At 36.3% G+C, this 23,265-nt stretch carries 21 protein-coding genes and 1 pseudogene; 13 read left to right on the top strand and 9 right to left on the bottom strand.

The features are described from left to right. Positions 1-7 precede the first annotated feature (7 nt). Both hyi and glxR read left to right on the top strand, forming a co-directional pair. Positions 8-784: a hydroxypyruvate isomerase gene (gene hyi, locus PSF09_RS10325; protein WP_004261532.1), complete on the top strand. Its 777-nt coding sequence runs from the start codon at positions 8-10 to the stop codon at positions 782-784. Between the two features lie 13 nt (positions 785-797). Further along, on the top strand, positions 798-1,679 hold the full coding sequence (glxR, locus tag PSF09_RS10320; protein ID WP_094962124.1) for a 2-hydroxy-3-oxopropionate reductase: 882 nt from the start codon (positions 798-800) through the stop codon (positions 1,677-1,679). 191 nt (positions 1,680-1,870) lie between these two features. Here glxR and PSF09_RS10315 read toward each other — a convergent pair whose 3' ends face one another. The 3 genes from PSF09_RS10315 to PSF09_RS10305 form a co-directional block, all read right to left on the bottom strand. Then, entirely contained in the window at positions 1,871-3,166 is a 1,296-nt protein-coding gene (locus PSF09_RS10315) for a uracil/xanthine transporter (protein ID WP_004261525.1), read from the bottom strand. 70 nt (positions 3,167-3,236) lie between these two features. Then, complete coding sequence (gene allB / locus PSF09_RS10310) at positions 3,237-4,601, bottom strand: allantoinase AllB (RefSeq protein ID WP_272683859.1); 1,365 nt, start codon at positions 4,599-4,601, stop codon at positions 3,237-3,239. Between the two features lie 100 nt (positions 4,602-4,701). Beyond that, positions 4,702-6,192, bottom strand: a complete 1,491-nt coding sequence (locus PSF09_RS10305) for an allantoin transporter (protein ID WP_272683858.1) — start codon at positions 6,190-6,192, stop codon at positions 4,702-4,704. A gap of 763 nt (positions 6,193-6,955) precedes the next feature. On the opposite strand from PSF09_RS10305, the gene PSF09_RS10300 reads away from it, so the two are divergent. The 4 genes and pseudogenes from PSF09_RS10300 (at position 6,956) to PSF09_RS10285 (ending at position 11,058) form a co-directional block, all read left to right on the top strand. Next, positions 6,956-8,095, top strand: coding sequence for a glycerate kinase (locus tag PSF09_RS10300; RefSeq protein WP_004261517.1), 1,140 nt, complete (start codon positions 6,956-6,958; stop codon positions 8,093-8,095). Between the two features lie 783 nt (positions 8,096-8,878). Then, a pseudogene (locus tag PSF09_RS10295) lies at positions 8,879-9,687 on the top strand (antitermination protein Q). 92 nt (positions 9,688-9,779) lie between these two features. Further along, entirely contained in the window at positions 9,780-10,331 is a 552-nt protein-coding gene (locus tag PSF09_RS10290; RefSeq protein ID WP_004261499.1) for a YagU family protein, read from the top strand. 367 nt (positions 10,332-10,698) lie between these two features. Continuing rightward, positions 10,699-11,058 (top strand): hypothetical protein, encoded by a 360-nt coding sequence (locus tag PSF09_RS10285; protein WP_004261497.1) that lies wholly within the window; start codon positions 10,699-10,701, stop codon positions 11,056-11,058. Positions 11,059-11,253: 195 nt separating this feature from the next. On the opposite strand, the gene hdeA is transcribed toward PSF09_RS10285, so the two are convergent. Then, on the bottom strand, positions 11,254-11,556 hold the full coding sequence (gene hdeA, locus PSF09_RS10280) for an acid-activated periplasmic chaperone HdeA (RefSeq protein ID WP_004261494.1): 303 nt from the start codon (positions 11,554-11,556) through the stop codon (positions 11,254-11,256). A 473-nt stretch (positions 11,557-12,029) separates the two neighbouring features. On the opposite strand from hdeA, the gene PSF09_RS10275 reads away from it, so the two are divergent. Both PSF09_RS10275 and PSF09_RS10270 read left to right on the top strand, forming a co-directional pair. Beyond that, the gene (locus PSF09_RS10275; RefSeq protein WP_004261490.1) at positions 12,030-12,551 is read left to right on the top strand and encodes a YagU family protein; all 522 of its coding nucleotides are present in this window, start codon (positions 12,030-12,032) and stop codon (positions 12,549-12,551) included. Between the two features lie 261 nt (positions 12,552-12,812). Next, positions 12,813-13,205 (top strand): YgiW/YdeI family stress tolerance OB fold protein, encoded by a 393-nt coding sequence (locus PSF09_RS10270; protein ID WP_272683857.1) that lies wholly within the window; start codon positions 12,813-12,815, stop codon positions 13,203-13,205. 80 nt (positions 13,206-13,285) lie between these two features. Here the strand turns inward: PSF09_RS10270 and PSF09_RS10265 are convergent, their stop codons facing one another. Beyond that, positions 13,286-13,492: a hypothetical protein gene (locus PSF09_RS10265; RefSeq protein WP_004261484.1), complete on the bottom strand. Its 207-nt coding sequence runs from the start codon at positions 13,490-13,492 to the stop codon at positions 13,286-13,288. 143 nt (positions 13,493-13,635) lie between these two features. Between PSF09_RS10265 and PSF09_RS10260 the strand changes: the two genes are divergently transcribed. From PSF09_RS10260 to gss, 3 genes are all read left to right on the top strand, one after another. Next, positions 13,636-13,776 (top strand): hypothetical protein, encoded by a 141-nt coding sequence (locus PSF09_RS10260; RefSeq protein WP_164564164.1) that lies wholly within the window; start codon positions 13,636-13,638, stop codon positions 13,774-13,776. A 52-nt stretch (positions 13,777-13,828) separates the two neighbouring features. Further along, positions 13,829-14,278 carry a lysis protein gene (locus tag PSF09_RS10255; RefSeq protein WP_272683856.1) on the top strand — a complete coding sequence of 150 codons (450 nt, stop codon included), beginning with the start codon at positions 13,829-13,831 and terminating at the stop codon, positions 14,276-14,278. An 831-nt stretch (positions 14,279-15,109) separates the two neighbouring features. Continuing rightward, positions 15,110-17,005: a bifunctional glutathionylspermidine amidase/synthase gene (gss, locus tag PSF09_RS10250; protein WP_272683855.1), complete on the top strand. Its 1,896-nt coding sequence runs from the start codon at positions 15,110-15,112 to the stop codon at positions 17,003-17,005. Positions 17,006-17,343: 338 nt separating this feature from the next. Here the strand turns inward: gss and PSF09_RS10245 are convergent, their stop codons facing one another. Next, positions 17,344-17,475 carry an entericidin A/B family lipoprotein gene (locus tag PSF09_RS10245; RefSeq protein WP_004261473.1) on the bottom strand — a complete coding sequence of 44 codons (132 nt, stop codon included), beginning with the start codon at positions 17,473-17,475 and terminating at the stop codon, positions 17,344-17,346. Positions 17,476-17,874: 399 nt separating this feature from the next. On the opposite strand from PSF09_RS10245, the gene PSF09_RS10240 reads away from it, so the two are divergent. Next, positions 17,875-18,390: a lipocalin family protein gene (locus tag PSF09_RS10240; RefSeq protein ID WP_094962129.1), complete on the top strand. Its 516-nt coding sequence runs from the start codon at positions 17,875-17,877 to the stop codon at positions 18,388-18,390. Between the two features lie 511 nt (positions 18,391-18,901). Beyond that, positions 18,902-19,384: an RES family NAD+ phosphorylase gene (locus PSF09_RS10235; RefSeq protein WP_272683854.1), complete on the top strand. Its 483-nt coding sequence runs from the start codon at positions 18,902-18,904 to the stop codon at positions 19,382-19,384. 230 nt (positions 19,385-19,614) lie between these two features. On the opposite strand, the gene PSF09_RS10230 is transcribed toward PSF09_RS10235, so the two are convergent. From PSF09_RS10230 to PSF09_RS10220, 3 genes are all read right to left on the bottom strand, one after another. Further along, positions 19,615-20,022, bottom strand: coding sequence for a GNAT family N-acetyltransferase (locus tag PSF09_RS10230; RefSeq protein WP_196724361.1), 408 nt, complete (start codon positions 20,020-20,022; stop codon positions 19,615-19,617). A 308-nt stretch (positions 20,023-20,330) separates the two neighbouring features. Next, entirely contained in the window at positions 20,331-21,287 is a 957-nt protein-coding gene (locus tag PSF09_RS10225) for a hypothetical protein (RefSeq protein WP_272683853.1), read from the bottom strand. Between the two features lie 71 nt (positions 21,288-21,358). Beyond that, positions 21,359-23,179: a DUF4365 domain-containing protein gene (locus PSF09_RS10220; protein ID WP_272683852.1), complete on the bottom strand. Its 1,821-nt coding sequence runs from the start codon at positions 23,177-23,179 to the stop codon at positions 21,359-21,361. Positions 23,180-23,265: the final 86 nt, after the last annotated feature.

Raw genomic sequence — 23,265 nt, 5'->3', positions numbered from 1 at the left:
CGAGAAAATGACCAAGTTTGCAGCTAACTTATCCATGTTATTTACTGAAGCAGAGTTTATGCAGCGCTTTAAATTGGCGGCTAAAAATGGCTTCAAAGCCGTAGAATATATGTTTCCTTATGATTTTCCAGCACAGTCTATCAAGCAAGAGTTAGATGAAAATAAACTGACTCAAGTTCTTTTTAACCTTCCAGCGGGTGATTGGAATGGTGGCGAAAGAGGCATTGCTTGTTTGCCTGAAAGGCAAAAAGAGTTTCAAGAAGGCGTCAAAAAAGCAATTGAATATGCAAACGTCTTGAATTGTAAACAAATTAACTGCTTAGTGGGGCGTAAAGACTCATCTCTTAGTGAAGAAAAAACGATGGAAACCCTCGTAGCAAATCTTCGTTATGCGGCTGAGCAGTTAGAAAAAGAGAATATACGTTTACTGGTAGAAGCTGTGAATACATACGATATTCCAGGTTTCTATTTGAATAAATCAGCTCAGGTCGAAGATGTAATTAAGCGTGTCGGTCATGCCAATATTTACTTCCAATATGACATTTACCATATGCAGCGAATGGAAGGTGAGCTAACTGAGACAATGAAACGTTTATTAAAGCATATTTGCCACATTCAACTCGCAGATAACCCTGGCCGTCATGAGCCAGGAACGGGTGAGATTAATTATACCTATTTATTTAAACAGCTAGAACAGATGGGCTTCACAGGCTGGATCGGTTGCGAATATAAGCCTGCGACAACAACAGAAGCGGGTTTAGGCTGGATGAAACCGTATTTATAATTAGGAGAGTATCATGAAATTAGGCTTTATCGGTTTAGGAATTATGGGTGGCCCAATGGCTGCTAACTTATTAAAGGGTGGTCATGAGCTAGCTGTAAATACTCGTGGGCAAATTCCGGCTTATCTTACAGATGAAGGGGCAAAGACATTTTCATCAGCTAAAGAAGTGACTGAAAACGCTGATGTTATCTTTGTTATGGTGCCAGATACCCCTCACGTTGGGGAGGTACTATTTGGTGAGAACGGCTGTGCATCTACAGCGTTGAAAGGCAAAATCATTGTGGATATGAGCTCCATATCCCCGATTGAAACCAAAGAATACGCTAGAAAAGTCAATGAATTAGGTGGCCAGTATTTAGATGCACCGGTTTCCGGTGGTGAAGTTGGCGCTAAGCAAGGCACATTAAGCATTATGGTGGGTGGTGAAGACTCGACTTTTGCTAAGGTAAAACCGCTATTTGAATTAATGGGTAAAAATATCAGTTTGGTGGGCGGAAATGGGGATGGGCAAACCTGTAAGGTTGCCAACCAAATTATCGTTGCATTAACCATTGAAGCTGTTTCTGAAGCATTAGTTTTTGCGTCAAAAGCAGGGGCCAATCCTGCACGCGTTCGTGAAGCATTAATGGGCGGATTTGCATCCTCGCGTATCCTTGAAGTTCATGGCGAGCGCATGGTAAAACGCATATTTGACCCAGGATTTAGGATCTCTTTACATCAAAAAGACTTAAATCTTGCTTTACAGGGTGCGAAGGCATTATCGATGAGCTTACCGAATACCGCGACCTGTCAGGAACTCTTCAATTTATGTGCCGCACATGGCGGTCAAGATAATGACCATTCAGCCTTAATCAAGGCAATTGAAATTATGGCTAACCATAAATTAGGAGACTAATACTTAGTCTAATTGTTTGAATGTAATGATCCTCATGTTTTAAGTGTAAATGTAAGTAGTAAGCAGTTTAACTAGTCGTTTATTTGCCCCATGTATCTGGGGCTTTTTTTTTGCATAGCATTAAGTGAATAAAAAAGAGGTAATATAATTAATGCATATTACCTCTATAAAATCTTACTTATTTATCTTTTCTATTTTATAGCATCCCACTTAAATATATTTTCAAGAATAATAGAAATAATAATTCCCATTAATAACCCATTTGTGATGATAGGCCTTACTATCAATGGAATATCTTGCATGTAAGTTGGAGGAACACTCATCAAAAATATGCCAATAAAAATAGGCAAAGCAAGCCGATAAATATTGCGCGGGTTTAAATCTAAAATACGAATAAATAACAAAGAAGACCAAAGCAGAGGTAAGTAAGTGACCATCATCACGGTACTACTGATCACTAAAGGAAAGGTAGAAAAGAACCCTGACAAAACGGGAACGAAACTAATAACAAAGAATAACAAACTACCAATAATAAAGGGCTTTTTACTAAAATCGTTGGTTTGAGTAATGAGCCCTATTGAAGAAACAAATGGCGCGAAAGGCACAATTCCTAGTGGTGAACAGGCAAAAGTGAGCGCACCAGAACTAATAAAACTACGACGATACATGGCTGGCGTTGCTGGCGAATCTGGATGAAATAAATCTGTTCCCTTAATCGCGCCAAACGTATTGGACGTATTTAGTAGTGAGGCAATAACACAGGTTGTGACAATACCATAATTGATAGTTTCAATTTTTCCGAGAGGGAATAGCTGCCAGCCAATGCCACTCACGCCTGTTGAGCCACTTCGAAAGATAACTGAAAATAATAACCAACCCAATATTGAGCCAATCAGTACAGCATATTTATTAATATGACGAGGGAGTAAGACAATAATTCCAATGATCAATACCATGATAAATAAAGCTAACAAGAATGTATTGAAATTAATATGGACAATATCTGTTGTGGCACTAAAAGGTAAGCCCAACATACCTTTTAAAAAAATAGTAATTAAGTTAGCGCCGAGTAACAGCATGAATACTGCCATCACACCAGGCGAAAATAGCAGAGCCAAATACTTTCCTGCTCCACTCAAACCGATAATGACAGTGATGATCCCTGCAATGGCAATTCCCACTGCAAAACTACCACCAATAACCTCTAATGGTGTTCCTTGAGCAGACTCTGCAAATGCAACAGATAAAATCGTTCCCCACCACAGCCCCGCAGGACCTTCCATGATAGAGCGCTTGTGTCCGAAAATAGCTTGAATTAAGCAAGCCAGTGATGTGGCTAAAAAAGCATACTGGGTAATTGTGTAAGTGGTGGCATTGCTCAGATGAAATGCAGATTGTAATGTAGGAGGTATAACGACTGTATTACAGAAAATAAAAAAGAACCATTGCAAGCCTGATAACATATTATCTTTGTTCAAACTAAACATAAATTACATCCTGTTATAAATAACAATACAGCACACTCAGTAAAGAGTGTGCTGTATTATTTACATCATATTACTGTTGGTGTTTTAAAATAAATTGCCCGATAGGCGTTTCACGAACACCAGTATTAATATCGTAGATAGTTTCTCCGCGTAAAATAGTGCGTGCAACTTGTGCACCTATTTTGCGCCCTACATAAGGGCTGACTTTATGGCGATACTCTAAATCTTGAGCTTTTAATTCATAAGGTGAGTTTGGCTTGATGAACACGAAATCTGCATCTTTACCAACGGTAATGGAGCCTTTATGCTTAAGGCCGAAGATCTTAGCTGCATTAGTTGCCATTAATTTGGCAAATAATGGGAGTTCCATTCCACGTTTTTGCACTGCTTCATCAAACATCAAGTCAACACAGCTTTGCATCCCTGCAATTCCACCCCAAGCTTTGAATACATGACCCGCTTTCATATCTGGTGGGCATGGTGAGTGGTCAGAACCTAAACAGTCGATTTCACCATTAAACAGTTTTTCCCACATGCCTTCTTGGTTCGCTTCATCACGAATCGGTGGTGAGCATTTTGCTAAATTACCAATTTTTTCAAACTGATTAGTTGTTAAGGCAAAATAGTGAGGGCAAGATTCTGAGGTAACATCCTGTCCTTCATTACGTGCCTTAGTCACTTCAGCAATGCCTTCAGGGCTACTGATATGGCAAATATGTATTGGGCAATTAGCCACTTTTGCCAGATATAGCACGCGGCGAATTGCCTCAATTTCAGTATATACAGGGCGCGAGGCTACATAGTCGTGAGCAGTTATGCGTCCTTGAGCTTCAGCTTCTCGACCTAATTCATCACAGATTGATGCATTTTCACAGTGAACTAATACACGAGAGTCGTTAAATTTACTGATAATTTCTGCACCACGTAAAAACTGAAAGTCATCAACATCACGGAAGTCATTATCAATAGTTTTGTCACCACAGGTGGCAACAAAGCATTTGAAGCCAACAACACCCACTTCATCTAGCTCGTGCAGTCTATCGAGATTATAAGAGACTAAACCGCCAAATTGGGCTGCATCTACTGACAGTTTACCTGCGGCAGCGTCGAATTTTATTTGAATACTTTCACGGTCAACAGTTGCAGGTAGCTGATTTAATGGCATTTCGATGATAGTTGTGATGCCACCTTTTGCTGCTGAACGCGTCCCTGTTTCATAGCCTTCCCAATGTGTTCTTCCTGGTTCCGAAATGTGGGCATGAGAGTCAACCATACCTGGTGAAACGACTAGGCCTTCGGCGTTTATTTCTTCTTTTGCACCAGATAAACCAGAGCCAATAGCGGCAATTTTTCCATTTTTTACCGCGACATCTGTTTTAATTGCTTCGTTTTCAAGAATGACAGTACCGTTTTTAATGATTAAATCGTATGACATAGGGTATTCCTTAGATAAGATTATAATTTCATTTATTAACATTACTGTTCAGCGTGTTTTCAATATATTAAAACGGGCTGAATAGGGTATTTAATTCAGATTACACTGGGTTTTTTATGCCGATATCTGAATCATTCGTAGCTTTTACTTTATTTTCAACCACCTTAGTGGTGTCTTTTTTGAATAAAGAGTAGAGAACAAAGGCCAATATGACGCCAGCAAACCAAGACACTCGTGATATAGGCTCTAATACAGGAATGAATTTTCCACCAAGGGAGAAAATAACTGCAATAACAGTGACAACGAAAGCGGTAATATTAAATCCGTGCTCATAGAATTTATAATCGCCTGCACGGGTATATAAGACATCTAAATTAATATTTGTACGCATTACGATGAAATAATGCGATAGCATGACACCAATAACTGGACCTAAAATACCGCCAATAATATCCAAGAAAGTATAAATACTGTCCTGATTCTCAATTAGTTTCCAAGGCATGATTAATACGCTGATAACGCTGGCAATAATAACGCCGTGACGATAAGTGAGTTTGGATGGGTACAGTGCAGCAATTTGGTATCCTGCAGGAATAATATTACCAGCAGCGTTGGTGGAAATTGTCGCCATCAGAATAACGACTACCGCAAAGAGTGAGGCATATAAACTATCCCATTTTTGAACAATATCAAGTACGTTCCATGTATCAACGCCGTAGTGAATACTGGCGCCGGCTAAAATACATACGCTACTAATGGCAAAGAGCAAGTAAGCCACTAACAGGCCAGCGGTTTGTCCAATGGCTTGTTGTTTAAAACTAGTCGAATATTGAGTGAAATCAGAAGCATTTACCGCAGGAGCTGCCCAGACAGCGACAACACTATTAATAACGATAAAGAAAAAGAATACTTTACTTGGCGTTTCACTAATACCATTTGGGATATAATCCAAAATAGGTTGAATGCCCACTAAAGAAACTGACCAAATTGCCATACCACCAAACAAAATATAAATACAGGGGTTAAGAATGGCAGTAAGTTTATTTAATACCTTGCCTCCACCTAGTCCTATGGCAACATTCATTGCCCAGAAAATGATGAAAACAATAAAGGCTGGAATGGTAACCCCCATATAGGTTTCACCATTGCCTATATTTAAAAATTCAGGCCAAATTTTCCCGATTAATATTAATAGCGCTAATGAACCAGTAAAGCATTGTAAGCCAAACCACATAATAGCAGCAATACAGCCTCTTAATACGCCAGGAAAGAGTGAGCCTTTAATTCCATAAGATGCCCGAAGTAGCATCGGGAATGGGATACCATATTTAGACCCCGCCGCACCATTCATTACCATAACGAAAGCTATGCATATTGCGCTTAGTGCGATGGCAAACATAATGTTCAAAGTAGAAAGGCCTAGAATAAAAAAACCGCCAACCATTAGATAATTTGGGACATTGTGTACGGAACCCATCCATAGCGTAAAGTAGTTAAATGTTTTCCATGTTCGTTGCTCCGGTGTTTTAGGTAATAAATCATTTGTATAACCACGTTCACGATAAATCTCTTTTTCTTCTGAATAGTTCATATATGAGTCCTTCCACGCATATAATTTAAATTTGAAAGCGAGAGATTTAACTAATCGAATTTTTAATAAAGTAATAAAGTTATTGTTTTAATTTTTTAAATAATATTATTTTTTATATATACATCAACTTAATAACTAATGGTTTATATATAGTTATTAGCGTCAGTTTAATTAATTATATTGACTACCCAGGAATTAATTCTTGAACTCAATATAGCCACCGTTAACTGATGGATGCAATATAAATTTAAAAAATTTTTCCAAAAAATAGATCTGGAGCGCTTTTTTGACAAAATAACATAATAAACAATGCGTTATGAAATGTTTGGTTTTTTGTCATTTCTCTTTTTGTATTTTTTTTTGAGATGTTTTGTTCAATTTAAGTTAATTTACTCTATTTCTTCTTGATTTTAATGAAGTTTGATTCATTTTAAGTTTGTTTTAATGCTTTATTACTTTTGATTTGAATGCAGCTTATTGATTTTTTTTATGAAAAATAATTGGAAAATTTTTCCAATTAAATCTTTATCAATTATTTTTTTTTGATACAATGACGAATAGAAGTTAATGGCTATACTCAGTGCTAAAACGTTTTTTAGAAAGTGGTGCTGAATATAATTCTCTCAATTTAATAAGCTAATCTATTTATCAGTAATATGCGCGCATTTGTAAAAATGAATGTGTATTTTGATAACCGATAATATTTTTCGAAATTAACAATATTATTTAACTGATTACTTAACCGTTCTATAGGTAGCCATATATGAAAATTATCATAGCCCCTGATTCTTTCAAGGAAAGCATGAGTGCAGAATGTGCCGCAAATGCCATAACTAAAGGATTTAAAAGTGTATTCCCTGATGCCCAATACCTTTGTTTACCGATTGCTGATGGTGGTGAAGGAACTGTTGATGCATTGATTGCAGCCGCAGGTGGTGAGCGAGTATCACTTGAGGTTAAAGGCCCATTAGGGGATATGGTAAGTGCTTACTATGGTTTATTACACAATGGCGAAACCGCTGTTATTGAAATGGCTCAGGCCAGCGGATTAATGCTAGTTAGTCCAGAGCAGCGTAATCCAATGCTGACGACGAGTTACGGAACAGGTCAGCTAATTCAAGATGCGCTTGAAAAAGGGGTGAAAAAAATCATCTTAGGGATTGGCGGTAGCGCAACCGTTGATGGTGGTGTCGGTATGCTTCAAGCCCTAGGTGTTGTTTTTTATGATAATCAACAAAATAAACTTGGTTTGGGCGGTGAAGTTTTAAATCATATCGCAACGATTGATACGTCAAGTCTGTCTCCTCAATTGCAACACTGTATGATCGAAGTGGCTTGTGATGTAGATAATCCTCTGGTTGGAGAGCGGGGTGCTGCGATGATATTCGGGCCACAAAAAGGGGCAACGGCTTCAATGGTATTGGAATTGGAAAAAGGTTTAAATCGTTTTGCTGAGCTTATCCAACAAATTAAAGGGCATGATTTTAGGCATTTATCTGGCGGAGGTGCTGCTGGTGGGATATCTGTTGCTGCCGCTGCATTTATGAATGCTAAGCTTAAACCCGGCATTGATATCGTTATTGATGCAGTGAAGTTAGAGCAAGAAATCTTTGATACCGATTTGGTTATTGTGGGGGAAGGTAGCATGGATGGGCAAACGGCAGGGGGGAAAGCGCCTTTAGGAATAGCCAAGGTTGCGGCCAAACACAATGTCCCTGTTATTGCATTAAGTGGTGTATTAGGTAAAGGCGTTGAAGCACTACACCAAGAAGGTATCGATGCTTTTTTCAGTATTTTGCCAAGATTAAGCCCGTTAGATGAGGCGCTAAAGCAGGGGGCGGAGAACGTGCAACAAGCGGCATATAATATTGCAAAAGTTTTACAGTTAGGTAAATTATTGTAATTATTTTTATTTTTTTGGGATGTTGAGTATTCGATAAAATTAATAACATTTAGTATAAAATAGATAAAATCCGTTTTAGTGTTGTGAAAACCTGTTTTGATTCAGGGTAGTTAGAAAGTGGATAGGGTTAATACCAATCCGCATTTGGTTATCTAGAGAGAAGCGTCGTAAAGGCAACCGTAATGCCAGTAATATCTATCAACTGAATGTTGAGAAGCTGGCTTCAGCGGCACGTATTACATTTCCTCAACCAGCAGATTCTGACCCGTCAAAATCTGTTCCCTCAAAACCTGATGCGTCAGAATCTGTCGCATCAAAATCTGTCCCGTCAGAATCGAGCAAAAATAACCGTTTTGACCCGTCAGAATCTGGGGGTGATCCGTCAGTAACTTCAAAACAAGATCCATCAGTAACTAATCCTTCATCGCAGAATTCTAACGAATCCAGCGACTAGTCAAAAATTGATTTTTTAAATCGTTACCCAGAGGTAGTGATTTACAGGACTAACTTACAGAAATGGGGATCTGCGGATGACCTTAAGTGCGCTGAATGGCTGTTTAGCCGCAAGTGTGAAGTATTCAAAGAGCTTGGACTGCAAGAGCCGAAGAGCCAAATTTCACAGAGTGGGCTAACGATGTTCGCTTGATGGTTAACCAAGACGGGCGCACCCACAAGGAGATTTGCCAATTCTATAAACGTGTTAGCTAAGATGCATTCTGGAAAAAGAACGTTCAATGCCCGAAAACATTACGTACTCAGTGGGATGATTTATAGGCGGGCAGCATGAAATTAGAAAATGTACTAAAGAACTTCCATCCTAAGTCACCCACATTTAGTGACTCAGCCAGTTGTACGTCGCCAGACCGTTTAACGGGTACTGATATTATGGCTGCGATCGGGATGACCGAATCACGAGCTAAGTTTGGGATGACAGCCTTTCTGGCTAAAAATGATGCCAGTGAAGAGGATAAATTTTCTACCGTGGAGGGCTTGACTCAATATGCGCTAAAAATAGCGCCTAAATTAGTTCGCAAAGCTGCTGGCAATAAATTGGGCTACTGTTTAATTGTTCTGTCTAAAATGACTTTTGAGGATTACGCTCGATCAGCAGGTTCGGTTTGCCAGTGTTCAGCATGTAGTGGGAAAGGAATGCTTGATAAAAAAATTACTACAACAAAGTATTCAACGAGGGAAGCTATTTTTCCATCATTTTCCAAGAGCCAGCCCAAGCGATATACCAATACAGAGCGCGATGTTGTGGAAACTAAAAAAGTGATTTGTGAGTCATGTAATAGTAAGAGCCAATTAATAAACCGTTGTCGTTGTAAAGGGAGGGCAAGGTCTTAGATGAAGTTCAGAGTGAATTACAAGTGACACCAGTTTATAAAGATTGTTCTCGTTGTGCTGGGCGTGGCTTCAATCGTGTACCGTCATCTGTAGCATTTAAAGCAATAAGACATTTAGTACCTGACCTTAATGAAAGAACATGGCGTAGAAATTGGAAGCCGTTCTATGAAATATTGATAAGTAAGTGTTTTGTTGAGGAAAGTATGGCAGAACAAGCATTTAGTCGAACAATTAAATGGTTTTAGTAATTAATTAAATTCAAATTATTTTAAAACTGTAAATTTAATGTTATTTGGTGTAAAAATAAAAACTTGTAAATTTACATGAGGTGGTATTTATGTGGAGTAATAAGATAAATTTAAAGATAGTTGTTTGGGGAACTATTATTGGTGGCTTCATTAGCTCATTAGTTAAATGGGGCTCTGAAGTGAATATGCCCCCGAGAGTTGCAGGTGAAATATCACCACCAGCAGCGAATATTGATGCGTGGTTTAGTTGGTTAGGCATCAATTCTCATTCTCTTGATTATTTTTATCAGGGATCATTGGTCGGTGGTGCTGTAACCTTATACCATTGGTTATTTAGTTTTGCGTTCGCTTTTGTATACGTCTTTATATCAGCTTATCTGCCTAAAATTCGAATGTTTTATGGTGTATTATATGGTGTTTTGATCACAATATTTGCTCATGGAATAATGATCCCATTATTTGGATTTCGTCATCCCTCATATAATGAGGGTAAAGTTGGTTGGCTCTGGAATTTAAATGGTTATGAATTAGTTAGCGAGATTTTAGGACATATTTATTGGGCTGTATCTATAGAAATATGTCTCATTGCAGTTTTAGCATCTTTTGCTCGCCCTATACGTGGTAGCTGGACTGTACGATAAAAAATACTTGCACTCACTGGTATAGAGTGTTGCATTTTGTCCGGAACTGGCTTATTTTTTTCCGAAAATGGACATTCTATAACTAGTCGCATAAAACCAATTCAAGGCCTGCAATCGCGGGCTTTTTTACATCCAATATATTCATAAAAAGTACTAGTGCGCTACGTAAATTCGATGTTATTGTGATAAGAGTGAATACGTTGTCACCTAACTTATAGAATGAAACCTTGCGATGTGATCTGACCCCATAAAGTTGGATGATTCATTAAGCGGGGTTTTTTATTGCCTCATTATTTAATCTTTAATAATATTATCTATCTAAATTAAATAGATATCTGATGTTCATATTTAATGAGGGGGTAATTAAATGAGTAAATTATTCTCAGTAGTACTAGCCATCTCAATTATGGCTGTATCAAGCAGTGCTTTAGCAGCAGAGAGAGGTCTAAATAAGGAAGAAGAAGCAAAGGTAGTTAGCCTAATAAAAAACCACCTTAAATTACCAATATCTGCAAAGTTCAAACTCGGTAAAATGATTGCTAATCCGTATGATGCATATTGCGGTTTAGTCGCTAAATCCAATAAAGAAACAATCCCTTTCATCACATCAATGCCTGAGCCTGTAGGTAACATTGACTTACGTAGAGTTGTTCTGGTTGGTGATAATGAATATAAGTATCGCAGTGTTATTGAACAATGTGAAGAGTATGGATACAAATTGAACTAATGCAGATCGGTGAGTCTTGAAAAGAATAGCATCCCGAAGTATAAATATATCATATTACACGTGTTATAGACCCGTCAGTAATGTCAGGTTTTATACCTAAAACAAACATAAGACTTGCTGTTACGATTGTTCATAGTTACATGTGTAGTTATGCACAATAAAAGAAAACCCCACCAGAGGGGTGGGGTCTTTAGATTACATTTTTTTCAAATGAGCTTCGACTTTTTGAATAAATGATTCTTTGGGAGCTTTTTCGCAAGCTTCAACAATTAACGGAGTGGATGTTGCAATACCACTAATATCTAAAGTAGGGTCTTCTACCTTACCTTTCTGGGTAATAATCTCAGCAGCACCAATTGCTGTTGGATAAAATGCATCATCGATTGCTAAGAAATCTTCGCATGTCCATTGAGATACAGGTTTTGCATCTGTTGCGGCGAAAGCTGAAGTGGTCATTAACGATGTTGCAATGATGCTAGCAAATAATATTTTTTTCATAAAATATCCTCATTTTTTTTAGTGAGACTTGCCTAATGCTTATTTTAATATAACTTATTATTTTAAAAAGCAAAATAATCATTATTTGAATGTTGTTTTTTGATGGCTATTATGTGTCGGATTATTGAAATAATAAAAATATATCTTCAATTTTTCTCTATAACGATAAAGTAATTTCAAGTGGTAGGTCTGCCGTTCTTGAAATCCACACGCAAAGTTGGGAGTTACTTTTTCATTCTGGTGCATGTCAAGGCTGACTGGCTAAACCCTATGACAATTACTCAGGGATCTGAGCAGGGGTATCGATTGAATTTTTTATTGTCGTTGATTTTTTATTTATATTTAATGAGCCATCTTTTGTTACTATGCTTCAAGCATCCCAACACATTAAAAATAATAATTATACTAATAATAAACAATTGCCCTTTTCTCTACTATATTCATAATATCTATTCATAAGGCGTGTATGTATAATGATTGATCTATTTAAATTGACAAAGAAAAGCTCTAGGCATATTTGTATAGCAATATATGTTGGTATTATTGCGGGTATATTTTCCGCTTTAGTTAAATCTGGCTTTGAAGGTTTGATTCCACCGAGAACGCTAGAAACAACCCCACCTCCCATTGTCTTGTTAGAAAAGCTTGGGCTAAATATAGATACTATGACTTATCATTGGATGGGATATAGTATTAATTGGGGCGGGAATGGTGTTCATATATTATTTTCGATAGTTATTGCAGTTATATATTGTGTTATCGCTGAATACTTACCTAAGGTGAAATTATTACACGGTATATGTTTTGGTATCGGTGTTTCTGTTTTTGCTCATGGCTTAGTTGTACCATTATTAGGATTGTCTGGCTGGCTTTGGACTGCTGGTTATCAAGCACTAATATCTGAGTTTGTTGGAACTGCTTTTTGGATTTGGTCTATTGAAGCTATTAGGCAAAACTTGCGTTATTGTTTAACTAAAGAAAAAGACGCTGAGTAGAGAGTGATGTTCACTCTTAATCTTTAATAAACTTATGGTCAGGTTAAACTTTTCATCTGAGCTATATCAGTTATTCATAAAAGATCGCCTAGGCGGTCTTTTTTATAGTTAAAATAAACATAAGATTTTCTGTCACGATTGGTCAGAGTTACATGTGCTGCTATGTGCAATAACCGATCTAAAGTGTTAATTATTTGCCTTAAGATTCTGTTAAGGTTTAATTGATAAACTATAAAAAATTAACAGACAAAAGGAATTATTATGAATAAGACAGTTATTGCGCTCGTATTATCAGCAGCTTCATTTGGCGTATTAGCTAATAACCATGCTGGTGGATTTGTTTCGAATGATGGTTCTGTTGGTCCAAAAGGTGGGTTTGTTGCAGCAGCTCAAGCAGTAACAACTGTCGTTCAAGCGAAAGAGCTTCCTGATGATGCATGGGTTTCACTTGAAGGTCATATTGTTAAACAGATTGGTAAAGAGCTTTACGAATTTAAAGATAGTACTGGCTCAATTGCTGTAGATATTGATGATAGGCGCTGGCGTGGACAGGTTGTGACACCTGAAACAAAAGTTCGTTTAGATGGTGAAATTGATAAAGAGTGGGCTTCATTAGAAGTTGATGTAAAGCGAGTAACCATTATCAATAAATAGCTGTAAATTTTTAATGAGCCCCATGATTGGGGCTTTTTTGCAATGAAAACTCGCTTACTAGCTTCTGTCTAATTCATATGTTAGATAGCTTTATCTATAGCTCTTTCAATCGCTTTACATTCGGGACTATTTCCACTGGACTGCTCTATTTTCCCAGGCAAGTTACCTTCGGGAGTATCCATTTTTATCTCGCAAGTATCTGACTTAGTTTGGGGTTTAGTGTTTGATGAACAAGCTGTTACTAAAGCGATAACAAAACATACTAATATAGCTTTGTTTTTATGCATACTGTCTATCCTGTTTTTAAAGGGCTATTCTTGATGCTATCAAAGGTTAAGCGTGAAGTGCAAAGTAATCAATAAAGCTGGTCAGTACGGCTTCTTTATCTTCTATAACGATGAGGTAATCGCAGAGAAGCGGAGGCGGCTATATGTCATGGAAACTTATAGTGGTAGTAATTTGCTTTATGTTACTCGCGATATCAATGATTGTATTTGGCGCTAACAGACTCACAGACAATACATGCGGTATTGATAAAGCCAGTTTAGAAAAACGCGCCAGAAAGTTATAGAACACTACAAAGGTCGGCAAGTTAACTTTTAATTATCTATATAGTAGATACCATGAATACAGTCAGAGCATTGTTATTTATCGCTGCGTGGATGGCCTTATGGGGAATGTGGAAACAACACGAGAGGATAGGTAAGTTAAATACCAAAAATGCCGGACTACTCGTTGAATTGACAGAGCAGGTCAAAATTAATGAGGATTACCAAAAACGCATTAACTCACTTCACGAACTCGACAAAACTCACACAATGGATCTCTCAAATGCAAAAGCTGAAATTGATAAGCTGCGCAATGATGTTAGTAATGGTACTAAGCGCGTGTACGTCAACGCCAAATGTTCAAAACCCGAAGCGAATACCTCCGAAAGCCGAAGCAATGAAAGTTCCGCACAACTTAGTGAAGCAGCTGAACAAGATTATTGGCATCTCAGAGAAATGATGGCTGAGAACGAAAAGCAAACTTTGTATTTACAAGATTATATTAGAACGGAGTGCTTACATTAGTTCCAGCCAATGAAGGTTCTAATTAAAAAAAGTAAGTTTAAGAAGGAGATAGCTGCAAGTAGATATATAAAAGCCTTAAAGAATAGAGTTGTCACGCCTGCTTGATAGTTATCACTAATAAGAATAAATACAACGCAAAGAAATAGGGAGGTAACGATAAGTATGGTTGTGAACGGGAGGTTGTGTATAAGGTTCATATTTTTGAAAACGTGATTTTATCTTGATTCTGTAATGGTGAGAGCCTTAAAAGTTATAGTACCAGAAATTGTATGGATAAAAAAAGCCCACACAGTGTTGGGCTAAATATGTTGCTTTATACAATTAAATATCGCCTTAAATATAGTTGGTATTTCAAAATACGCAAAAGTATTTCCAAATATTTTAAATTGATGGCTGTGTAAGACAACAACAGCGAGCTTCTAAGAAAACAGAGGCTTTTTAAAGGCAAAAAAATAGCCCCTAGATTGGGGCTTAAAAGGGATGGTCTATTTAACTGAGGGTAACTCTTGTAAATAGTTATACCGCTAAATAGGTCATTTTTTGAAAGTGAAAATAAAAGAACTCATTGTTTTGTAAAGATAGCAATCAAACCACTTTTCACCCGGTATATAGCAGGCATATTTAAAACACCAAGAACCCACAGAAGGGAGCATCGGAACTGTTGCTATAAATGGCGATCTCTCTTGGGAGCTTTTTTGTGCTAACAGGTTGCTTTTATTTAACTAACTATTGATAAGCTTCTTATATCAAAAAAATGGATTTTTCATATTTTATAGGCGTACACTGATAGTTATGGCTAGCATGTATTTATTATTAAGATGGAGCTATAACATGGGGTTATTAAGTAGTGAATACGAACCTTTTGGAACTTTACTCGGATATGCTCCAGGAGGCGTAGCAATATACTCATCAGATTATGATTCATTGCCTAATGTGGAAAATAAAAAAGATATTTCTTTTCGAAGTTATATTGGCAATGAATATATGGGCTATAAATGGCAATGCGTTGAGTTTGCTCGTCGTTTTTTATACCTCAATTACGGTACTGTTTTTAGTGATGTTGGTATGGCCTATGAAGTATTTTCTCTACGCTTTCTAAGACACGTAGTTGATGATGACATTTTACCATTAAAAGCTTTTGTTAATGGGAGTCCTGTTAAGCCTACCGCGGGGTCATTGTTAATTTGGGATGAGGGTGGTGAGTTTAATAAAACAGGCCATATAGCAATTATCACCAAGGTTTATGATGATAAAGTTCGTATCGCTGAGCAAAATGTCATTCACCATAAATTGCCCATAGGCCAGCAGTGGACAAGAGAATTGTCTCTGAAAAGAGATAAAGGAAGATATACACTATCAGATACTTTCCCAGACACTAAAATTTTGGGATGGATGATACAAACAGATAGTGATGAGCATGCTTATTCAGGGCCGTATACTAATCCTGAGTTGCTAAAGATTCATGCTGCTAAAATAGATAATAAGATTGACTATAATAACGAATGGTTGAATAGCTCAAATCCCATAGAAAATAAATATATTCAAGCTAGACAAGGTCGCGCGCTAAATAGCGCTCTTCATGAATATTTTACAATATCTAGTACCGCTGAAAATAAACTGATACAAGCAACCAATGAAGTTCATCTTATGTATCTGCATGCGACAGAAAAAGTATTAAAGAGTGATAAGTTATTGAAACTTTTTAATATTCCAGAAATGCTTTGGCCTCGCATACGTTTATCCTGGAAGAATCGGCGTCATGATATGATCACAGGAAGATTAGACTTTTGTTTGGATGAGCGAGGGTTAAAAGTCTATGAATATAATGCGGATTCAGCTTCTTGTCATACAGAGGCAGGGGTAATTATTGATAAGTGGGCAAAGGTAGGGCAGCTGAAAGATGGCAAAAACCCAAGTGGTTACTTAACTGAATTACTTTCTAGTACATGGGAACATTCTTCAGCTAAACCGTTTATTCATATTATGCAGGATGTAGATAGTGAAGAAGATTATCATTCGCAATACATGGCGCATGCAATTACTGAAGCGGGATTCGATTATAAAATTATTCATGGTTTAGACGAATTATTTTGGAATGAAACAGGTCAAGTCGTTGATAGTGATGGCCGTATATTAGAGTGTGTTTGGAAAACATGGGCGTGGGAAACGGCTCTTGAGCAAATTCGGCAGGAATGTGAGAAAGACTATGAGCATTCAGCGCTACAAATTCGTACCGGACACTCAGAATATAATGACGTCAGACTAGTTGATGTATTATTAAAGCCTGAGATTCGTGTCTTTGAGCCTTTATGGACAGTCATTCCAAGTAATAAAGCGATATTACCTATTCTTTGGTCGTTATTTCCCAATCATCCCTATCTTTTGAATACAAGTTTTGATATCAATGATGAGTTACGCTCGAGTGGTTATGCAATAAAGCCAATAGCAGGCCGCTGTGGTGACAATATCGGTTTGATAGGTGAGTGCGACACGATTTTAGATGAGACTTCTGGCCAATTCGATAAACAGGAAAATATTTACCAACAACTATGGTGCTTACCAAACGTTGCAGGGCGTTTTATTCAAGTCTGCACATTTACTGTCGGAGGTCACTATGGTGGAGCGTGTTTGCGTTCAGACCCATCATTAGTTATCAAAAAAGATAGTAATATGGAGCCATTATGGATACTTGATGATAATGATTTTTTGGAAAAATCATTACGTTAGAAAGTGTATTTTAAAATTAATATAGTTATATTTTGAAAGTGGCATTATTAAAATCTGATTTTTTGTAGTTTCTTAGGCCTTAAGTTAATTGCTGATGGCCTTTATTTATAAAAAAATTGAAAAGCAAAGAAAAGCCCCAAATATCGAGGCAAAATAAACTGATCAATAGTTTAGAACACACTATCAGCATAGACACATTTATAAATGTTTTACATGAATAAAGTGTAAGTAAATACGGAAAAGAAAATACAAATTGGAGTTTCGTTAAATGAATAAGGAAATACTAGAGGATTTAAAATAAATATACCCTCTAGCATTTGAAATAAGAGCATTAATGTTTACTGGGCTGCTCTTTGTATTGCTTCTCCTCCTGCTTCTATATCTTCACCAACACCTTTAGTGGTATTACAGGCAGTTAATGTGAAAGCAACAACTAATGAGCAGATGAGGAAACTGATTTTTTTTAACATATTGTCTTCCTTTCAAGTTTGAAGTTATAAGTTACAAAAGATCATTTTTAATTATAGCAGAACAATTCGATGACTATTTCTAGCTGTATACAGCAGTAAGATTGGGGTTAAACCCTCATGTTTATGTGGAATTGGCGTAGTTAGTGATACCTGACAAATGAAAATGAGCTGCTATATTTTAAGTGTTAGTACTTATTTTGGTGGTCAGTCTACATTAGCAATAAAGGGTATACTCTATGATATTAAAAGAGCTATTTATCCGTATGCTTTATGTTTTTCAATACTTAGTAGTTGGTTTTCTTTTGTTATTATCATCAATAGCCTTACCTAATTGGTTAGGTAACGTCACAAATTTTTTGTAGGATAGTATCTCATCGATAAATATTCAACGGAGTTACCATGCGAGTGAAGTCAATTTTTATGTTTTTAAGTATGCTTCTACTTAACGGATGTAGCGTTAAAGTGCCAAAAGATATATCACCTGTTGAGAAGTTTGATTTATCACGTTACCTTGGCGAATGGCATGAAGTAGCGAGAATAGATAATCGATTTGAAAAAGGATTAAGTAAAGTCTCTGCTAACTATTCTCTTCGTAATGACGGAGGTGTAAAAGTAGTGAATAGAGGATGGAATTCTGAAAGCAAAAAATGGAAAGAGAGTATAGGGAAAGCTTACTTTGTTGAATCCTCGGATACTGGGGCTTTAAAGGTTTCATTCTTTGGGCCCTTTTACGGCGGCTATAATATTATTAAGCTAGATGATAACTATCAATATTCATTAGTTGTTGGACCTAATAAAGATTATCTATGGGTGCTATCACGTACTCCAACTATGCCACCAGAGTTATTAAATGAATACCTTAGTTTTGCAAGTAACCATGGTTTTGATAGGCAAAGAATATTGATATTCCAATAGTATTTATTCCTTGTGATTAGCTTTACAGTGTTGGTTACTGAAGCTATTAATGTTAAATGAGTCGGTTATTTGTGTTTCACACCAATTGAATAGATAGGGGATTTAACAGAATCAATAATATGCATTAGACTGAGAAATTTACAAACAGAAATTTTGTTTAGCGGGTTCGTATATGGCTGTTAGTAAGAAGAATTTAATTCATCAGTCTGAGTTTGCTTGTTAGGACAGTTATTCACAATTCGCAGACTATGTTCGCAAGACTAGCCGTTACATCTTAAGTAAAGAGCAGAATGTATTCCTTGATACTGTTCTAGCTACAATCAAGGGACGAGATCGTGAGTTGAAAGAGGGGAGCATTTTTTATAGGGCTCAGCTTGGTATAGATATTTGTGATAGGACCGATAATGATGGCAACTGGATCGAAGAGGATATGTTAGGTTTTAGAGCTTCTCGTATGAAGCCTTTGGTTGATAGAGCCAAAGAAGGGCGTGCAAATCCCTAAGGCATTCCAGTGCTATATGTAGGTACAACAGTAAAGACTGCGATTTCTGAAGTGCGGCCTTGGGTCGGTGCTAATGTTTCTTTAGCAACATGCAAACTTTTATCTCCATTGAGGGTACTCGATCTTTCGCTTGGTCATGGTAAGTCCTCACTTTCTGGGCCTATTTTTAGTTATATACTCGGTGTAAAAGAGCTTACAGCACAACAGAAAGAGAAAGCTGTTTGGACTGATATTGATAACGCATTTTCAACGCCAGTTACGCGGTCGGATGATAAGGCTAATTACGCACCGACTCAAATACTGGCTGAACTTTTTCGCAGTGCTGGGTATGATGCAATAGCATATAAAAGCCATTTCGGAGATGAGGGCTATAACATCGCAATATTTGATTTAGATTCGGTCGGTGTAGTTAGTTGTGCTCCCTATCAGGTAAAAACGATAAATATTATTGCCGAACAGGTAAATAATGCATGGTATAAGACTTCTACCTAATGAATCATGTTTTTATGTTTGCAAGGCTTAACATGAAAACTATTATATATTTCAGCAAAGGATAATTAATTTAGTGTGATGGTAAAAAAAGCCTAATTCTTTTAAGAAAATTGAATAATAAATAGTTATTGATGTTTACTTTGAATTCAACTCCCTTTTAGGGAGCTGAATTAAAGGATTGATAGTATCACTAAATTAGTTATACGGTTTTAACACTATGTATAGTAGAGTTAGTTAATCCATAGTTCTATCTTTAGTTCCCCTTCGTATTGTTTAAAAGAAACATCATTTTTTTGTATAAAGCGATTCCAAAAAGGTATCGATTGATTCGTCACTTCTACACAAAGAGTATCTTCATTAGAGACAGCTATTTTTTTTATTAAATAAAGGACAAACTGCTCAGCTATACCTTTCTTCCTGTTTTCAGGAAGGACATACAGTTTATATAGTTCTCCATCATCTGCTACAGCAGCTACAGCAACAGCGGTATTGTTATCCATTGCAACATAGTATTTTCCAGAAAAGTTCATCCATATGTCTGTAATACCTACAAAATTGTTTGGCGCTGAGTTTTCTTCTGTAAGGCGACGTTGTATACCGTCTAATATTTTTTTACTGGGATTATCATCGTATATCATCAGATTGCCCTTGATATTTAAATGGTTTTTTTGAAATAAATATATTAATTTACTAGTGCAATTCAAATACTATTAACTTAATAACTCCGTTAGCACCTGATTTAGAATTCACAATGTTGATCATTCAATATAATAGAAATGATTTGGCTTGAATACTGTAAAAATCACATTTGAATTTTACTGGAGCATCGAACCAAGGGGGGGAGATAAGTTAATTTACTATTGGTTTTAAATTATCTATTTCTCAGTTTAATGCCAATATATTCTAGTTATGCATCACATTTTAGTCGTTTATTTTATACTGATTATTATTCCGACATGTATTTTTGTAATTTATAACAGCAATAGCTACATCGTCCACCATTAATTAATTCTTCTGGTGATAAGTAATCACCACATGTATCACATTCATGTGATGCAGAGCTCCCACAATAAATACAAATATCATCGCTAACTATATACGTACTATTATAACAATCAGGACATTCTGTATATGGGATATTATCTCCTTGAGTAACAGATAAATACATATCAGTAGCATAAAAGTTTTTTATGGCATCGGATATTATATCGTGATAGATAAACTTAGTTTCGCAAGTGCGACACTGAAAAATTGTATCCTCAGCATCTTCAGTATCTGATAGCGTTTCTATTAAGTCAGAACCGCATTCAGAGCAGCAATATTCTTTTAATACTTCAAGAGCGTTGTCTGTAAAATATATCAGTTTTTCGAGACTATTATTGCAACTAATCTTCTCTTTTTGATGTACTTCATGAACATCTACTAAAATTTTCCAATACTGATGACCTAGTAATTCTTTGGGATCTACTGATAGCTCATCTGCGATGAAGTCTCTAATAATTATGAAGGAGTTAGATATAAGTTGCTGAACTGATTTACGATCTAATGTACTATAATAGTGTTCGATTTCATTACGATAGTTATTAATTTGCTTTAAAATTTTCCAATCAGTGTTTATGCCGAGTGATTTAAATCGTTGCTCTATTGAAAAAACATCAACAGTTTTGTTTCCTTCACCAGACCACTGCAACAGCCCATTAGGATTTAAGATAGGTAAAATACGTTGCTTAATTAATACCTCATCAGAATCAGGGGGACTTAGTTCACAGAGCTTATATTTGAAAAGTAACAATATTCCCGCAAAAATATTCCGAGTTGAAGAAATGATTCTTCTGTCATCATTTGATTCAAAATCTTCAAGGCCAATAGCAATAGAATCTATCGCATTTTGTAGTATTTTCATGATTCTTCTATATTTAATAATTTGAGTGCTTTTATTAGGATGTTACTCAAGTTGAGATTAGTTGTATGTAACTAGAATTTATATATCTCAAGAATTTCTTTATTACGCTCGGCTTCTTCTAAATACCATTTGAGATCCCATGACCAGCTATCCGGTCTGGGGTTACAGTCCGTACATTTATCACAATTTGATTGTTTGAAGCTATTACCGAAATCATAGTCACCAGTGCTATCATATAATTGGCTTAATAAATTTCCAGTTCCTTGTACATATTTATGTTTTAAGCAGAACAAAAGATGCATACTACCGAGAGAATGCATTCTCAATGATTGAGCAAGTATTCCTCCGGGGCGATAGTGGACAAATAGATGTTCGCAGTTTTTCATTATATTTGTGGGGTCATAATTAGCAAATCCAATTCTAAGAAATTCATGGTATTGTCCTTGTGTGTCATCCGGATCCATTCCTAGATTTTTGGCCATACTTAAAAAATATTCCTTTTGCTCTTCAACTGTAAGGTCATAAAAATCTTTTTTATTGTCAAGGCTGATGACATGACATTCTATTTCAGTTAGCGCTTTATCAAAGTCAGGAAAAGTTGAGAGAATCATCTCTCTATGAGGTCGAGTCGCATTTGGATTTTGTTTAAGCAAGGTGGCGGTAAGGAAGTATATTCTTTCAATTTTATCTAAATTTTTTGATATTATACAGTACGCCATTACCAATAATGACATTTTTTCATACCAATCATCGAGAAATTCAATTGTTTCCTTAGAGCCTCTTGCTTCATGAACTTGCTTGAATATTAAAACTGACGCATATATGTTAACGAAAAAATCTGAAAGTATGTGATATTGCTCATTTCTTATCATACGGTTACATAATTCAATGATCTTTTGTAGCAAAGTACAGCAGTCTCTATACATTATTTGAGTTTGGTCATTGAAAATATAATGTTCTAAAGATTTTTCTTCGAAGTGATTGACTGAATGATGAGTAGCATGTAGTTGTTCTAATTGAGCTTTGAATTTTGCTCCTCGTGATTTACTCAGAGCAATTAGCCTGTGAACCCGACTTTTTTGTTCTCTAGCTAATAACATTAAATGTTGGCAGATATAAAAATTTTCTCTGTAAACTTCTCTCTTAATATTAGTGTAAGGGGAAATTTGGAATGCTTGCCAGTAGTATAAGACAGCAACAAATCTATCTTTGGCAGGAACTATTGGCGAATTACTTATTTCGGTAGAGCGTTCAAAAACAGTGTCATATTTTTTTTCAGCTAAAAGGTTATCCAGTTGTTGATGATATGCTTTATATAATGTTTCCCCTATATCTTCAATTTTTTTGTCGAGAGATGACGGACTAATGATTGGATATCTAGCAACTGAGTCCTTAAGTCCTTTAACATTTAAATAATCCCAGCAATCCATGACGACATCCAATATTTTATTTGCTGATGAAATATTTTTTCTGACCAATGTATTCTCAATTGGAATATGAACTTGAACTGTTTCATTTTGATTAGATTTTGATGTCTTTTCTCTTAGTATTTCATTGTTTGTTATAGGTAACCAAAATATTTTCTCAGATGTTACTTCTACAATAACGAGAATAACAGGTACTTTAAATTCAAAGTAGTATCTCAAACGCTCGGTTTTTAGTGTAAATGAAAGGATGTTATTATCATGAATAAAATTTGAGTGTTCTTCACCCTTAATTTGAACTTTAAACACACTATCTTTTCCAAGAGCTTTGCCACTATCATCTTTGCGTTCAATTTCTCCATCAATACCAAAATCATTTTGATCTTCTTGGCTTCGGAAAATCCAATTACTTGGTAAGTTATATTCAAAAATACGTCCAGCTTCTGTTCCAATCTCTCCAGCGTTCATCTGGCCCCTCGATTTTGCAAATTATATAAGACCCTCTTACCATATAGTACCATACTCAAGTAATAGCACAGTGATCAACCTAAAGT

Source organism: Providencia sp. PROV141 (genome assembly GCF_028481645.1).
Lineage (GTDB): Bacteria > Pseudomonadota > Gammaproteobacteria > Enterobacterales > Enterobacteriaceae > Providencia > Providencia rettgeri.
Note: the sequence above shows the minus strand (reverse complement) of the source record. Positions and strands in the feature narration are given on the sequence as shown.

Coding starts and splice junctions, on each gene's coding strand:
- PSF09_RS10285 (WP_004261497.1), top strand. CDS start 10,699: ATGAGTAAATTATTCTCAGTAGTACTAGCCATCTCAATTATGGCTGTA.
- PSF09_RS10255 (WP_272683856.1), top strand. CDS start 13,829: ATGAATACAGTCAGAGCATTGTTATTTATCGCTGCGTGGATGGCCTTA.
- PSF09_RS10245 (WP_004261473.1), bottom strand. CDS start 17,475: ATGTTAAAAAAAATCAGTTTCCTCATCTGCTCATTAGTTGTTGCTTTC.
- PSF09_RS10265 (WP_004261484.1), bottom strand. CDS start 13,492: ATGCATAAAAACAAAGCTATATTAGTATGTTTTGTTATCGCTTTAGTA.
- PSF09_RS10260 (WP_164564164.1), top strand. CDS start 13,636: ATGTCATGGAAACTTATAGTGGTAGTAATTTGCTTTATGTTACTCGCG.
- PSF09_RS10270 (WP_272683857.1), top strand. CDS start 12,813: ATGAATAAGACAGTTATTGCGCTCGTATTATCAGCAGCTTCATTTGGC.
- PSF09_RS10315 (WP_004261525.1), bottom strand. CDS start 3,166: ATGTTTAGTTTGAACAAAGATAATATGTTATCAGGCTTGCAATGGTTC.
- hdeA (WP_004261494.1), bottom strand. CDS start 11,556: ATGAAAAAAATATTATTTGCTAGCATCATTGCAACATCGTTAATGACC.
- hyi (WP_004261532.1), top strand. CDS start 8: ATGACCAAGTTTGCAGCTAACTTATCCATGTTATTTACTGAAGCAGAG.
- PSF09_RS10225 (WP_272683853.1), bottom strand. CDS start 21,287: ATGAAAATACTACAAAATGCGATAGATTCTATTGCTATTGGCCTTGAA.
- PSF09_RS10230 (WP_196724361.1), bottom strand. CDS start 20,022: ATGATATACGATGATAATCCCAGTAAAAAAATATTAGACGGTATACAA.
- PSF09_RS10300 (WP_004261517.1), top strand. CDS start 6,956: ATGAAAATTATCATAGCCCCTGATTCTTTCAAGGAAAGCATGAGTGCA.
- gss (WP_272683855.1), top strand. CDS start 15,110: ATGGGGTTATTAAGTAGTGAATACGAACCTTTTGGAACTTTACTCGGA.
- PSF09_RS10290 (WP_004261499.1), top strand. CDS start 9,780: ATGTGGAGTAATAAGATAAATTTAAAGATAGTTGTTTGGGGAACTATT.
- glxR (WP_094962124.1), top strand. CDS start 798: ATGAAATTAGGCTTTATCGGTTTAGGAATTATGGGTGGCCCAATGGCT.
- allB (WP_272683859.1), bottom strand. CDS start 4,601: ATGTCATACGATTTAATCATTAAAAACGGTACTGTCATTCTTGAAAAC.
- PSF09_RS10275 (WP_004261490.1), top strand. CDS start 12,030: ATGATTGATCTATTTAAATTGACAAAGAAAAGCTCTAGGCATATTTGT.
- PSF09_RS10220 (WP_272683852.1), bottom strand. CDS start 23,179: ATGAACGCTGGAGAGATTGGAACAGAAGCTGGACGTATTTTTGAATAT.
- PSF09_RS10305 (WP_272683858.1), bottom strand. CDS start 6,192: ATGAACTATTCAGAAGAAAAAGAGATTTATCGTGAACGTGGTTATACA.
- PSF09_RS10240 (WP_094962129.1), top strand. CDS start 17,875: ATGCGAGTGAAGTCAATTTTTATGTTTTTAAGTATGCTTCTACTTAAC.